This is a genomic window from Streptomyces sp. D2-8 (genome assembly GCF_023184515.1).
In the GTDB taxonomy this organism is placed as follows: Bacteria; Actinomycetota; Actinomycetes; order Streptomycetales; family Streptomycetaceae; genus Streptomyces.
In genome coordinates this window covers 577838-592092 of the sequence record NZ_JAAHBP010000001.1, presented here as the reverse complement: position 1 = coordinate 592092, position 14255 = coordinate 577838, and the positions used below count along the sequence as shown (strand labels likewise).

General features: G+C 73.5%; 11 protein-coding genes. 7 read left to right on the top strand and 4 right to left on the bottom strand.

Translation table 11 applies throughout. The annotated features are described in order from the left end of the window. Nucleotides 1-55: 55 nt before the first annotated feature. Entirely contained in the window at nt 56-1456 is a 1401-nt protein-coding gene (locus G3I77_RS02615) for an FAD-dependent monooxygenase (RefSeq protein ID WP_248500784.1), read from the top strand. 96 nt (nt 1457-1552) lie between these two features. On the opposite strand, the gene G3I77_RS02610 is transcribed toward G3I77_RS02615, so the two are convergent. From G3I77_RS02610 to G3I77_RS02595, 4 genes are all read right to left on the bottom strand, one after another. Then, on the bottom strand, nt 1553-2401 hold the full coding sequence (locus G3I77_RS02610) for an SMP-30/gluconolactonase/LRE family protein (protein ID WP_248500782.1): 849 nt from the start codon (nt 2399-2401) through the stop codon (nt 1553-1555). Beyond that, nucleotides 2398-3171 carry an IclR family transcriptional regulator gene (locus tag G3I77_RS02605; protein WP_248500781.1) on the bottom strand — a complete coding sequence of 258 codons (774 nt, stop codon included), beginning with the start codon at nt 3169-3171 and terminating at the stop codon, nt 2398-2400. The genes G3I77_RS02610 and G3I77_RS02605 overlap by 4 nt, the downstream gene beginning before the upstream one ends. Nucleotides 3172-3314: 143 nt before the next feature. Next, a complete protein-coding gene (locus tag G3I77_RS02600) occupies nt 3315-4559 on the bottom strand; it encodes a helix-turn-helix domain-containing protein (RefSeq protein ID WP_248500780.1) in 1245 nt (414 codons plus the stop codon). A 2-nt stretch (nt 4560-4561) separates the two neighbouring features. Then, on the bottom strand, nt 4562-4714 hold the full coding sequence (locus G3I77_RS02595; protein ID WP_234848896.1) for a hypothetical protein: 153 nt from the start codon (nt 4712-4714) through the stop codon (nt 4562-4564). Nucleotides 4715-4931: 217 nt separating this feature from the next. Here G3I77_RS02595 and G3I77_RS02590 point away from each other — a divergent pair, with 217 nt between their 5' ends. From G3I77_RS02590 to G3I77_RS02565, 6 genes are all read left to right on the top strand, one after another. Next, nucleotides 4932-5927 (top strand): DUF3068 domain-containing protein, encoded by a 996-nt coding sequence (locus G3I77_RS02590; protein ID WP_248500779.1) that lies wholly within the window; start codon nt 4932-4934, stop codon nt 5925-5927. A 215-nt stretch (nt 5928-6142) separates the two neighbouring features. After that, nucleotides 6143-7294 carry a glycosyltransferase family 4 protein gene (locus G3I77_RS02585; protein WP_248500778.1) on the top strand — a complete coding sequence of 384 codons (1152 nt, stop codon included), beginning with the start codon at nt 6143-6145 and terminating at the stop codon, nt 7292-7294. Beyond that, complete coding sequence (locus tag G3I77_RS02580; RefSeq protein WP_374385205.1) at nt 7291-8100, top strand: class I SAM-dependent methyltransferase; 810 nt, start codon at nt 7291-7293, stop codon at nt 8098-8100. The genes G3I77_RS02585 and G3I77_RS02580 overlap by 4 nt, the downstream gene beginning before the upstream one ends. Then, entirely contained in the window at nt 8097-12269 is a 4173-nt protein-coding gene (locus G3I77_RS02575) for an alpha-(1->3)-arabinofuranosyltransferase (RefSeq protein ID WP_248500776.1), read from the top strand. Before G3I77_RS02580 ends, G3I77_RS02575 begins: the two co-directional genes overlap by 4 nt. Next, entirely contained in the window at nt 12266-13513 is a 1248-nt protein-coding gene (locus tag G3I77_RS02570; RefSeq protein WP_248500775.1) for a condensation protein, read from the top strand. The genes G3I77_RS02575 and G3I77_RS02570 overlap by 4 nt, the downstream gene beginning before the upstream one ends. Then, a complete protein-coding gene (locus G3I77_RS02565) occupies nt 13510-14253 on the top strand; it encodes a class I SAM-dependent methyltransferase (RefSeq protein WP_248500774.1) in 744 nt (247 codons plus the stop codon). The genes G3I77_RS02570 and G3I77_RS02565 overlap by 4 nt, the downstream gene beginning before the upstream one ends. The last annotated feature ends 2 nt before the right edge of the window (nt 14254-14255 follow it).

Below are 14255 nucleotides of genomic sequence, written 5' to 3'. Positions count from 1 at the left end.
ATCGGGGAATGCCCTCAGGGCAAAGGAGCCTTCATGGCTGAGTGCGGGGAGTCGCATGTCGCGTAGAGCTGTCGTCATCGGTGCGGGTCTGGCCGGCATGCTGGCCGCGGCGGCCCTGTCCGCCGTCGCGGACGAGGTGGTCGTGCTCGACCGCGACGATCTGCCCGAGGGGCCGGAGCACCGCAAGGGCCTGCCGCAGGGTCGCCACGCGCATCTCCTCATGGCCGGCGGTCTGGCCTCCATGGAGGACCTGGTGCCGGGCGTGAGCATGCGCAAGCACCTGCTCGCCGCCGGTGCGCACGAGATTCCGCTCGGCTCGGGCATGGTCGCCCTCACGCCCGAGGGCTGGTTCCGGCGCTGGCGTCACCCCGGACCGCGGATGCTGACCTGCACCCGGGCCCTGCTCGACTGGGCGGTGCGGGGCGCTGTGCTGGACAACACCGGGGTGGTGATCCGCACGGCGCGGGTGCTGGAGCTGACGGGGTCGCGGGAGCGTGTGACCGGGGTTCGCCTCTCGACCGCCGCCGGGGAGGAGGATCTCGCCGCCGACTTCGTGGTGGACGCGAGCGGACGTGGCTCGCGGATCGTGACCTGGCTGGCGCGGCTGGGCGTCGACGACGTGCGCGAGAAGACGGTGGACGCCGGCCTGGTGAACGCCACCCGCCTCTTCCGCACGCCCGAGGGGGCCGGGCGTTTCCCCCTGACCATGGTGCAGGCCGATCCGTATCAGGGACGGCCCGGCCGCAGCGGCATGGTGCTGCCGATCGAGGGCGACCGCTGGATGGTCAGCCTCGCCGGCACACGGGGCGGCGGCGAACCGCCGTCCGACCCGGACGCGTTCCTCCGGTACACCCTGGACCTGCCCGACCCCATCGTGGGCCGGCTGATCTCCGGCGCGGAACCGCTCACCGAGGTCCATGTCAGCCGCAGCACCAGCAATCACCGCCGTTACCTGGAGAGGGTTCGCTCCTGGCCCGACCGCCTCGTCGTCCTCGGTGACGCGCTGGCCACGTTCAACCCCGCCTACGGACAGGGCATGTCGGTGGCCGCGCTGGGCGTCCGGGAGCTGGACCGCGAGCTGCGGCGGTCCGGCCTCGGCGAGCCCGGGCTCGCCCGGCGTGTGCAGCGGCGGGCGGCCCGGCCGGTGGAGGCCGCGTGGACGATGGCGGTGAGCCAGGACGTCTGGTACCCCGGGACGCGTGGGGGCTCGCCCGGGGTCGCCGACCGCCTGGTCACCGCCTACACCCGCCGCATGATCCGCACGGCGACCGGCTCGTACACGGCGGCGTCGGCTGTCTGGGACGTGATGAGCATGACGACGGGGCCGACGCGGCTGCTACGGCCCTCGACGGTACTGGCGACGCTGAGCGGGCCGCCGTTGCCGGCGGCGGTGGGGGCGCCGCTGACGGAGGACGAGCGGTCGGTCCTGCGGCGACTGGACCGGACGGGACGCTGAGACAGGGGCGTTCCGGTCGGGTCCGCGCCCCGTCGGCGTACCCACGCGCGGGCGTCTCGGGGAGCCGGCCGCCCTGCCGCGCCCCCCTGGCGCTCGTCAGCCGGCGAACGCGGGCTGCGCCAGCCCCTTCCCCGCCCCGGGTACCACGAACAGGGACCCCGCCAGCGCGGGCGGATCGGTCAGCCCCGCACGAGCGGTCGTCACGTACAGGTCGGTCAGCCCGTCCCCGCCGAACGCACAGGCCGTCACCAGCGGCACCGGCAGCTCGATCACCCGGTCCAGCTCACCGTCGGGTGTGTACCGCCGCACCGCCGACCCCTGCCACAGGGCGACCCACACACACCCCTCGGCATCCACGGTCAGCCCGTCCGGGAAGCCCGCGCCGGACTCGATCTCCGCGAGGGTCCGCCGCCCGGAGATCCGGCCGTCCGCGTGGTCGAAGACGTCGACCCGCCGGGTCGGGGAATCGATGTAGTACATGAGCCGCCCGTCGGGGCTCCACCCCGTGCCGTTGCTGACGGCCACGTCGTCGAGCACGACCTCGACCGTGCCGTCCGCGGCGACGCGGGACAGCGATCCGCCCCCCGGCGCCTCGTCGTAGCGCATCGTGCCCGCCCACAGCGCGCCGTCGGGCGCGACGGCGGCGTCGTTGGCGCGGTGGCCGGGGACCGGCTCGTGGTGGAGCCAGCGGAAGCCGCCGTCGGGGTCGAGGAGGCCGATGCCGTCGCGCAGGTTCAGCACGAGCCCGCCGCCGGCGCGCGGCTTGACGGCGCCGATGTGCTGTTCCGTGCGGCGCACGCCGCGGCGCCCGGTGGCCGGGTCGTACGTGTGCAGGCGGGAGCCGAGGATGTCGATCCACAGCAGCCGGCCGGCCGCCGCGTCCCAGGTGGGCCCCTCGCCGAGCTCGGCCTCGGCCCGCACCGCGACCTCGTACGGCGTCGTCACGCCATGCCCCGGTGACCGAGGTGCTCGGACAGCTCGGCGGCGCCCTTGGCGGCGAGCTGCTCCAGCTCGGCGCGGCGCTCCTCGCTCCAGCGGATCATGGGCACGGAGATCGACAGGGCGGCGACGACCTGCCCGGTACGGTCGCGGACCGGCGCGGCCACGCAGGACACGTCCGGGTTGGACTCGCGGTTCTCCACGGCGAGGCCCCGCTCACGGATCTCGGCCAGGGCCTCGCGCAGGGCGCCCGGGTCGGTGATGCTGTTGGGGGTCATCGCGACCAGCTCGGCGCCGTCGGGGATGCGCGCGGTGAGCTCCGGCTCGGGAAGGGAGGCCAGCAGCATCTTGCCGACGGAGGTGCAGTGGGCGGGCAGCCTGCGGCCGGCCGCCGACACCATCCGCACGGCGTGCGTGGAGTCGACCTTGGCGATGTAGATGACGTCCGTGTCCTCGAGGATCGCCACGTGCACCGTCTCGTCGCAGGTCTCGGCGACGGACCGGGCGACCTGCTGCCCCTCGGCCGCGAGGTCGAGCTGCTCGGAGTAGCGGGCGCCGAGCTGGTACGGGCGTACGCCGAGCCGGTAGCGTCCGGGCTGACCGGGCAGCGGAACGATGTACTTCCGGGCGGCGAGCGTGGTCACCAGCTCGTGCACGGTGGTGCGCGGCAGCTGGAGCCGGCGCACGATGTCGGGGGCGGAGAGCGTCCCGTCCCCGTCGAGAAAGAGCTCGAGAATGTCGAGAGCCCGGGTCACGGCTGGTACGAGGCGTCCCACGACCGGCACCCTCCCTATATATCTCAGGCGCCTGCGTTCGAGATTTCAACAGGCGATCGGCATGACGAACACAGGCTAGCCATAGAGGTATGCCCGGGCAATGGGCAGAGTCCCGGCGGGTGGAATCCCACGAGCAAGCCGGCTCACCGCCGCCCCCGCGACACCCCCAGCTCCCCTCGCAGCCGCTGCGCCCGCAGCACCAGTTCGAGTTCGAAGCGGCGGTCGGGGTCGTCGATCTCGTCGCCCCACAGTTCGCGGATCTGGCGCAGGCGGTAGCGGACCGTCTGGGGGTGGACGCCGAGGCGGGCGGCGACCTCCGGGGCGCCGCCTCGGGTTTCCAGCCAGGCCAGGAGGGTTTCGGCGAGGCGGCGGCCGTGGGTGGGGCCGCAGTGGGTCAGGGGGGCCAGGCATCTCAGGGCCAGGTCGTCGATGAGTTCCTCGGGCTGGAGGAGGACCAGGGCCTCGGTGTGTTCGGTGCAGTAGAGGACCTCGCCGGAAGGGAGGAGGTCCCGCTCCATCAGGCGGACCGCGGCCTCCGCCCAGCGCAGGGACTTGGCCGCGTCGGTGAGCGGGACCGGTGGACCGATGGCGCCGGACCAGCCGGCCAGCGCGCGGTGCATGAGCTCGGAGCGGCCCGCCGCGTCCGGCTCGGGCACGACCATGCGGGGCTGCTCGTACTCCATGTCGAGCAGGACGCCCTGGCCGACCGCGGGGGCCATCGCCTCGCGGGCCGGGCGGAGCAGGACGCCCACCGCGACCTTCGCCGGCAACGGCCAGCCGATGCGGGCGGCCCGTTCGGTCAGGGCCTCGGCGGGGTCGCCGCGGTGGTGCTCGGCGAGGAGGAGTTCCATGAGGCGGCGTTGCAGGCGCAGGCGTTCGCCGGCCTGGCGGGCGGCGGCCTCGGCGTAGCCGCGTACGGACTGGTCGACCAGGCCGTCGAGGTACTCGTAGCCCGCGTCGACGAGTTCGTACATCGCCGGGGGCGGGATCTCCACGCGCTGGCCGATGTCGGCGAAGCGGCGCCAGGCCAGGCGTACGCCCATGCGGTAGATGGCCTGGAGGGAGTCGAGGGAGCGGCCGTTCAGCCCCTCGCCGCGGCCGAAGTCCTGGAAGACGCCGGGCGGGACGGTCGGACGTCCCTCCGAGTGCTCCAGGTGCTGCACGAAGACCTCGATGGCGCGGCGGATGCCGACCAGGGCCATCGGCTCGCCGGAGTCGTCGAGGACGACGGGCAGATGCGGGTACTCGCGCTGGATCTCACAGAGGATCTCCTCGGCGAGTGCGGGCGCCTCGGCCATGGCGATCGCGGCGAACCGGCGCACCTGGAAGCGCGGTACGTCGTGCCACGCCGAGCGCGTCGTGAGGGCTGCGGTGCGGGCGGCCGTCACGGTCAACTCCCCTGACCGTCTTGCTCGTACGTGATCAGGGGGGTGTTCGGTTGGTCGGGTGTGGCTTCGAGCAGCGCGACCACGCCCAGCGCGGCGCCCACGGCGAGGGCGGCGGCGAGCGCGACGGTCAGCGCGGCAGCGAGCAGTCTGGACATCGCAGGGTCAGCCTCTCTGTCCGGAATCGTCCGGAGATCATCCGGAGGTCGCCCCCACCCCGGGCGTCCCGTCCCTGCCTGTCGCGCCCCAGTCTCGACAAGCATTGACACCCCGTCAAGAGCGGCCTACGGTTCCCGGCCCAACCGCACGTGCGCATTCCGCCGCCGTGCCGGCCCTCTCGTACGTCGAGCCGTCCCAAGCCACTGGAGTGCCCGGATGCGCCGTACAACCTCCCCCTTTTCCCTGGTCCTGCTGGGTCTCGGCACGTTCCTGCTGGTGCTGGCGCCCCTGCTCGCCTGGTACGTGGAGCCGCGTGCCGCGGTGAACCCGATCGACATCGACACGACCGCCGTCTACACGGGCCGGGGCAGCGTCTTCGACACTGACCGGATCGAGACGGTCCCCGACCGGAAGATCACCGTGACCCAGCGGGTGCGGGGCAACGTCGAGGACAGCGAACGCACCGGCAACGCCGTCTGGGACGTGACGACCACGGTCGACACCGACAAGTCGCTGCCGGCCGCCGATCCGCACGACGCGCTGGACTTCGTGCCGCACCGCTGGGTGATGGACCGGAAGACCACGCGGCCGGTGCACTGCTGCGGGGAGAAGCCGTACATCGAGGGCGAGGCGTACCTGAAGTTCCCCTTCGACGTGCAGAAACGCTCCTACCAGTGGTGGGACAACACCCTCGGCGACACGGTCGTGCTGCGCTACCGGGGCACCGCCAAGATCCAGGGCTACACGGGCTACCGGTTCACCGGCTCCGTGCCGCCGACGAGGACCGGCACGCGCATGGTGCCCGGCAGCCTCGTCGACCAGCCGAACCGGCCGCAGGTGCTGGCCGAGGAGTGGTACTCCAACCACGGCTTCGAGCTGGTCGTGGACCAGGCGACGGGCCGCGTGATCTACGCGCAGACCGGCCCGAAGCGGACCCTGCGGGCGCCGGGCGGGAAGAAGGACGCGGCGGTGCTGCTGGACAGCCGGAAGGTCTCGTTCACGACCGGGACGCAGAAGGAAGCGGTGCGGCTGGCGAAGCGGGACAGCGGGCAACTGCGGATGGTGGGCACGACGCTGCCGATCGGGGCGGCGGTGGGCGGCTTCGTGCTTGCGGTGGTGGGTGGCGTTCTCGTGGCGCGTGGGCGGAAGGAGCCGGAGAGCCCCGTTCCGGCCGATACGTCCGGTACGCCCCAGCCCACCCTCACGATGTGATGTGACGTCAGTTCTAACAAAGCCCGAAATTGTCACGTCGGTGAGTAGCCGTGGAGAACGTCCGGGCGAAAACTGTCCAACCCCACCCCGAGCACAACCCGTCCACACTCCCCTCCCAGGAAGAGCTCAGGCCCCCCACAGGCAGACTCCCGCCAGGGACGAACCCCACGCTTTCCCACGCTGAGTTCCGCACCCCGAGACGAGTTGGAGCACCCATGCCCCAGCACGTACCGTCCGCGCTGCGCGCCGTGTCCCCCCGCGCGCCGCAGCACCCTCCGGCGCTCCCCCCACAGCCGCGCCGGATCGTCTTCCTCGCCCACCGTGATCTGGACAACCCGTCGGCCGGCGGCTCCGAGCTGCTGGTCGACAAACTCGCCGACGGCCTGACCCGCCTGGGCCACCAGGTGACCCTGCTGTGCGGGGGGCCCGCGGCCTTCCGCGACTACCGGGTCGTGTCGGCGGGCGGCCCGTACGGGCACTACCTGCGCGCACGGTCGGCCTTCACCCGCCGGGTCGGCGACTGCGACCTGCTGGTCGAGGTGTGCAACGGCATGCCGTACCTGGCGCCGCTGTGGCATCAGGGGCCCACGCTGACCCTGGTCAACCACGTCCACACCGACCTGTGGAAGATGCGCTTCGGCGGGCCGCTGGCGCCGGCGGCGCGGATCGGCCGAAGACTCGAACACTGGGCGCTGACCGGGGCGCAGCAGCGGAACCTGCTCGTCGCCGTGTCCTCCTCGACCGCGCACGCCCTGCGGGCGATCGGGGTCGAGCGGGACCGGATCAGGGTCGTGCACAACGGGGTCGAGGAGCCGGGCCCGCGGGCCGACCGCTCGGCCGAGCCGTTGTTCGTCGCCGTCGGGCGGCTGGTCGAGTACAAGCGGATCGATCTGCTGCTGCGGCTCTGGGAGCGGGTGCGGCCGGTGACCGGTGGCCGGCTGGTGATCGTCGGTGACGGGCCCGAGCGAGAGCGTCTCGAGCGGCTCGCCGGTCCCGGAGTGGAGTTCACCGGCTATGTGACGGAAGCCGAGAAGCACCGGCTGCTGTGCGCCGCCTGGCTGTTGCTGCATCCCTCCGCCGTCGAGGGGTGGGGTCTGGTCGTGACGGAGGCCGCGGCCCGGGAGACGCCGAGTGTGGCCTTCGACGTGCCGGGGCTCAAGGACTCCGTGGTGGACGGCGAGACCGGAATCCTCGCGCGCGGCGAGTCCTCGTTCGCCGCGGCGTGGTGTGCGCTCGCCCTGTCCGGGCGGCAGCGGGAGCTGATGGGGAAGGCGGCCCGGGAGCGGGCGGCGCAGTTCCGGTGGGACCGTACGGTCCGGCAGTTCAGGGCTGTCGCCACGGAGGCGGTGAAGGGCTGGGCCCCGTGAGACCACCCCTGCGCCCGCGCGGCGGAGTCACGCCTGTCACAGCCCCGCGCCCCCGGGAAGGCACCTCCCCGCGCCCCGGTTTCAAGGATCCGTCCCTTCGGCGCTCGGTCGCCCTGTTCCGTGCCTTCCGCCACGAGCAGGACGACCCCGAGGCCTGCTACTCGCTGCTCGCCCGCGACGCCGTCGACCAGGTCGAGGCCTACGACGGGTCCGTCGCCGGGCGTACCGTCCTGGACGTCGGCGGAGGCGGCGGGTACTTCACCGAGGAGTTCCGGCGGCGCGGGGCGAACGCGTTCCTCTTCGAGCCCGACATGGCCGAACTCGGCGGGACACCCCCGGCCGCGGCCGTCGTCGCCGACGGGTATCTGCTGCCCCTGCGGGACGGCGTCGCGGACGTCACCTTCTCCTCCAACGTGCTGGAGCACGTGGCGGATCCGGAGACGTTCCTCAGCGAGCTGGCCCGGGTGACGCGGCCGGGCGGGCTGATCTACGTGTCGTTCACCAACTGGCTGTCGCCGTGGGGCGGGCACGAGTGGGCCCCGTGGCACTACTTCGGTGCCGAGCGGGCCCGGGCCCGCTATCTGCGGCGGACCGGCAGGCCCGCCAAGCACACGCTCGGCGAGAACCTGTTCGCGGTGCACATCGGCTCCACCCTCAGGCAGGTGCGCGCCCGGGACGACGTCACGGTCGTCTCGGCGCGCTCCCGCTACTGGCCGTTCCTCGCGGAGACCGTCGTCAAGGCGCCCGGCATCCGCGAGTTCGCCACCTGGAACCTCCTCCTCATTCTGCGGCGGTGCCCTACATGACAACCACGGTCCAGGCTCCTCCCCCGGCAGCCGTCCCCACCACCGCGACCACCTCGGGCCCGCCCGACGGCCCGCGGTCGCGGCGCTGGCTGCTGGGTTTCTGGGCCGTGGCGTTCGTGCTGTTCCTCGCGGTGCAGCCGGGGCGGCAGACCTTCGACACCAAGCTCGGTGTCACGGTCGACCCGGGGCAGTTCCTCGCCGATCTCGGCCAGTTGTGGCACGACCGGGCCGGATTCGGCGGGATCCAGGACCAGTACGTCGGCTATCTGTGGCCGATGCTGCCGTTCTACTGGCTGTGCGACCTGCTGCGGCTGCCGGTGTGGCTGGCGGAGCGGCTGTGGCTGTCGCTGATCGTGTCCGTCGCCTTCTGGGGGGCGCTGCGGCTGGCGGAGCGGCTGCGGGTGGGGAACGGGGCGTCCCGGCTGCTGGGGGCCGTGGCCTATGCGCTGTGGCCGCTGTTCACGACCGTCATCGGCTCGACGTCGGCCGCCGCGCTGCCCGGGGCGTTCCTGCCGTGGGTGCTGCTGCCGCTGACGAACGAACGGTACGCCGCCCGGGTCGCTGCCCTGCGGTCGGCGCTGCTCGTGCCGTTCATGGGCGGGGTGAACGCGTCGGCGACCCTCGCCTCGCTGCTGCCGGTCGGGCTGTACCTGCTGTCCCGGCCGCCCGGGCCACGGCAGCGCAAGCTGATCGCCTGGTGGGCGCCTGCCGTGATCGTGGTGACCGCCTGGTGGTGGGTGCCGCTGCTGCTGCTCGGGGTCTACGGCGAGAACTTCCTCCCCTATATAGAGACGTCGCAGACGACCACCGACACCATGTCGGCGACCGAGGCGCTGCGCGGCGCCGGGAACTGGGTCGCCTATCTGCACCTCGGTGAGGCGTGGCTGCCGGCCGGCTGGGCCGTGGCCTCCTCCGTCGTCGTGATCCTGTGCTCGGCACTGGCGGCCGGACTCGGGCTGGCCGGGCTCGCCCGGCGGGACATGCCCGAGCGGCGGTGGCTGGTGCTGACGGTGCTCGTGGCGATGCTGGTGCTGCTCGCCGGGTACGGCGGGGCGTTCGGGGCGCCGTTCCACGGGGTCGTGCAGGGCTGGCTGGACGGGTGGCTGTCGCCGTTCCGGAACATCTACAAGTTCCAGACGGGCGTGGCGCTGGCGCTCGTGCTGGGGCTGACGCATCTGGTGGGTGTGGCCGCCGAGCCGCGCGGGGCCCGGCAGGTGCGCGGCCGGCGCTTCGCCCCGCTGATCGCGGCGGTGCTGATCCTGCCGGGGCTCATGTGGCCGTACCTCAACGGCTCGATCCTCAACCCGGGTTCGTTCCAGAAGCTCCCCACCTACTGGCAGGCCACGGCCGACTGGCTGGAGAAGTACTCGCCCGACTCGCGGGCCCTGGTCGTCCCGGCGACCGCGCACGGCGTCTACTCCTGGGGCTCCCCCATCGACCAGCCCCTCGACGTGCTCGCCGAGTCGCGGTGGGCGCAGCGCGACTACGTGCCGTTCGGCACGCCCGGCAACCGGCGGGCGATGGACGCCGTCGAGCAGGCGCTGATGTCCGGTGCCGAAGTGCCGGGCCTGGCCGACTACCTGAGCCGGGCCGGGCTGTTCTACGTCGTCGTACGCAATGACCTCGACCCCGACCAGATCGGCCATGTGCCCACCACGACCGTCAAGCGCACCCTGGAACAGTCGGGGTACGAGCGGGTGACGGGGCTCGGGCCGGTGATGACCGGCGGCCGCATCGCGCAGGACGCGCCGCTCCAGGTCGAGGGGCTGTACCCGCGGCAGCGGGCCGTGGAGATCTACCGGCCGACGGGTGAGGACGTGATCCGGCCCGGGCAGGCGGGGCTCGCCCCGGTCGCCGACACGGCCGTGGTGTCCGGCGGGCCGGAGGCACTGCTGCCGCTGGCGGAGCGGCTGCGCGGCCGGGCGACCGTCCTGACCGGCGACAACCATCCCGGGCTCGGCACCCCGGCCGTGCAGGTGACGGGCGACGGGCTGCGGCGGGCGGACACCCGGTTCGGGCTGGTCAACGCCGGTACGTCGTACACGTACACGCGCGACGAGCGCAACGCGCCGGACGCCCAGCAGGACCCGGGCGAGAAGCCGCGCCAGATCCTGCCCGCCGAGGGCACCGAGCACCAGACGGTGGCCGAACTGCGAGGCGCCCGCTCGGTGTCGGCGTCCTCGTACGGCAACTGGCTGTTCCACCTCCCGCAGTACGACCCGGTGAACGCCTTCGACGGCAACCCGGACACCGCGTGGGCGGAGGGCGCGCCGGACACGCCGGACGGGCAGTGGCTGCGCATCGGCTTCACCGGCTCCTACGACATGCCGTCCTCCTTCAAGGTCACGCCGCTGCCGCAGGAGAGCGTGCGCGCGGCTGCGACGAAGGTGCGGGTGGAGACCGAGAAGGGCGCGAAGACCAGTTTCCTCCAGCCGAACGGCATGACCCAGCGGATCAAGGCGCCCGAGGGCGCGACGGATTGGCTGAAGCTGACGATCGTGGACTCCGTGGAGCGCAGGGCCGGTCTGACCGGCGCGGGCTTCTCCGAGATCGACCTGCCGGACGTGCAGGTGACACGGCTGCTGCGGCTCCCGGTGGACGCCGAGGACGCCACGTCGGCCGCGACCGTCGTCTCCCTGCACCGCGCCTCCGACCCCACGGGTCTCTCCGCGACCGGCACCGAGGCGGGCCTGCACCGCCGCTTCACGACCCAGGCCGCCGGGACGTACGAGGTGAAGGCGAGCGCGGTGCCGGTGCCGGGCGCGGAACTCGACGAGCTGCTCTACGAGGTCGCGCCCGAGCAGCAGGCCCGGATCGTCGCCACCGCCGATTCCACGGCGCGCCTCGGCGCGGGCCTCGGGGCACGCAACCTCACCGACGGCGATCTGACGACGGCGTGGATCGCGGGTGACCGGCCGACGCTCCACCTGCGCTGGGAGGGCAAACAGCCGGTCGGCGAACTGGTGCTGGCCCCCGCGGGCGGCCTGTCCGCCCGGGCCTCCGAGGTGCACATCAGCTCCCCGGACGGCGCCGCCACCGCCGGTGTCGACAAGAACGGCTGGGTCCGTTTCCCGGCCATCACCACCGACCGCCTCGACATCACGATCACCGAGACGGCCCCCCTGACCCTGCACAACCCGGTCGCCGACGAGGACCTGCGCCTCCCGGTGGGCCTCACGGAGGCGTACCTCCCGTCCCTCGACCAGTACCGCACCCCGCAGCCGGACGGCACCCGGAAGTTCTCCCTGCCGTGCGGCAAGGGCCCGGACGTGGCGCTGGACGGCGAGCTGTACCAGACGAGCGCGAAGGGGACCGTACGGGACCTGGTGGAGCGGCGGGGCGTACAGGTGACGCTCTGCCAGGACGGCCGGAGCGACACCGAGGTGCAGCTCGGCACAGGCGACCACCGGCTGGAGGGCGGAGACGCCGGCCCGCTCGCGCTGACGGACGTGACCCTGACCCGCGGCACGGTCCCCGAGGCCGCGGCGGCCGGGCGCGACCTGCGGATCCGGGACTGGCTGGGCGACCGGCGCGAGGTGACGGTCGGCTCGGGCGCGGCCTCGTACCTCACGACGTACGAGAACTTCAACGACGGCTGGCGGGCCACCCTGAACGGCAAGGAGCTGACCCCGGTGCGGCTGGACGGCTGGCAGCAGGGCTGGCGGGTCCCGGCCGGGGCGGGCGGCGCGGTCAAGCTGTCCTACGAGCCGGCCACGACCTACGACGCCGCCCTGATCGGCAGCGGCGTCGGCACGGCGGCCCTGCTGGGTCTCGCGCTGTGGCGCCGCCGCGCCGCCAACCCCGACGCACCCCAGCCGGTCCCGCCGCTGCCCGGTCTGTGGCTCGGCACGGTGGCGCTGACGCTGGCCGGGGTGGTGATCGCGGGCTGGTTCGCGCTGCTGGTCCCGGCGCTGGCGCTGCTCGCCGCGCGGCGGCACGCCCTGCTGGTGCCGATCGCCTTCGCCGCCCTGGCCGCAGCCGGGATCGTCGCGGCCTTCGGGGCCGGGGAGCCGGTGGGCGCGGGCGCGGGAGCGTTCGGGCATCTGGCCCAACTGCTGGCGCTGATCGGCCTGTTCGCGGGGCTGGTGAGCCTGCGCGAGAGGCCGGCTCCGGAGGCGTCGACGCAACAGCTGCCGAGGACGGACCCGGGGGAGGGCAAGCCCGCATGACGGCACCGGTACGCATCCCGTTCCCGGTGGTGGACGAGGTCTCCCGGCACTGCCTCCAGGAGGCGGAACCGGAAACGGTCCACATCGAGGTCCACCTCCCGGGCCCCCTCGACCAGGCGCGTCTGCGCAAGGCGTTCCTGGAGGCCCTGCACCGGCATCCGCGGATCCTGATGCGGGAGGCGAGAGGGCCGTGGTACCGGCGGCAGTACGAGTGGGAGCTGACGCCGGAGCCCGATGTGGAGGTGGTGACCTTCGCCGCGCCGGGCCCACGAGCCCTGCGGGACGCCCGGACCCGGGCCCTCACGGACGCCCCGCCGTTGTCGCTGTCGCCGCCGGTACGACTCGACGTGGTGGACTCGGTCCTCCTCCTCACCATCAACCACACCGCCCTGGACGGCCCGGCCTGCCTGCGCGTCCTTGCCACGGCCGCCGAGCTGTACGGAGGCCGGGACAACTCCCCGGCAGCGCCCCCGGCCCGCCCCGCCGAAGCCCGGCGGGAAGTCCCGGACACCCCGGCCACCTGGTCACCTCCCGCGCGGGTGGCGCACGGCACGCCCGATCCCTCCCCCGGCAACGGCCTGCTCGTCACCGAGCTCCCCCTCCCGCACCGCCCCAAGGGCTCCCCGTACACCGTCAACGACCAGCTCATGGTCACCACGGCCCTGACCATCGCCCACTGGAACAGGGAGCACGGCGCCCGCCCCCGGCCCCTGCGCATCACGATGCCGGTGGACGACCGCCCCCGCGACACCACGATGCCCATCGGCAACGGCACCCGCCTGGTCGAGGTCCCCTTCGCACCGGCCGAGCTGGACCACCCGGACATGTCCGTCCTCCTCCGCCGCACCGCGGAGCGGACCCGCGCCCTGAAGTCCCTCCCCCGCCCTCAACTCGGCCACGGCGCCGCCCTCCTGACCGCGCCCTGGGCGCCCGTCACCGCACGCGCCGCCCTCACCCGCACCCTGCGCAGGGCCGCCGCACCCTGGACGTCGACGACCCTGCTCAGCAACATCGGCCGTATTCCGTACCCGCTGGACTTCGGCGAGGAGGCGGGCCGCGCGCACGCGGTGTGGTTCTCGGCGCCGGCCCGGATGCCGCGGGGCCTGACCGTGACCACCGCCTCCACGGCCGGCCGTCTCCATCTGGCCCTGCGCTGGTCGAAGGCCCTGCTCAGCCACGGCGACGGCGCCCACCTCCGCGACCTCTTCGAGCACTATCTGCACACCACGGAGGTGACCGCGTGACGGCACCGACCACCACCGAACCCCCACCCCGGGACCTGCGCGACTTCTACGAGAACCCCGCCGTGCCGGTCGCCTCCGGCACCCCGCGCAGCCTCCGCCAGGCCCGCATGCTGGCCCGGGCCCTCGGACCGGCGGCCCACACCCCCCGGACCGTTCTCGACATCGGCTGCGGGGACGGCACGGCAGCCGCCACCGCCGCCCCGCTCCTGACCGGCCACCGCGTCATCGGCGTCGACTGGTCCCAGGACGCCCTGCGCCGCGCCCGCACCCGCATCCCCTACGCGGTGCGCGGCGAACTCACCGGCGGCGGACTGCCGTTCGCCGCCGGATCCGCCGACGCCGTGCTGTTCAGCGAGGTCATCGAGCATCTCGTCGACCCGGACGCCGCCCTGGACGAGATCCGGCGGATCCTGCGCCCCGGCGGGCATCTGATGCTGTCCACGCCGAACCTCGCCGCCTGGTACAACCGCGGCCTGCTGCTGGCCGGTGTGCAGCCCGTGTTCTCGGAGGTCAGCCTGCGCGGCATCCACGGCCGCCCGGGCAAGGAGGTCGTGGGGCATCTGCGGCTCTACACCGCCCGCGCGCTCAGGGAGTTCGTCGCCGCGTCCGGGTTCACCGTCGAACGGCTCGAAGGGGCCCCCTTCCACGGCGTGCCGCGCCCGCTGCGCCCGCTGGACCGGCTGGCCTGCGCCCGGCCGCAGCTCGCGTCGATCCTGCTGCTGCACGCCAGGAGGACGTAGCC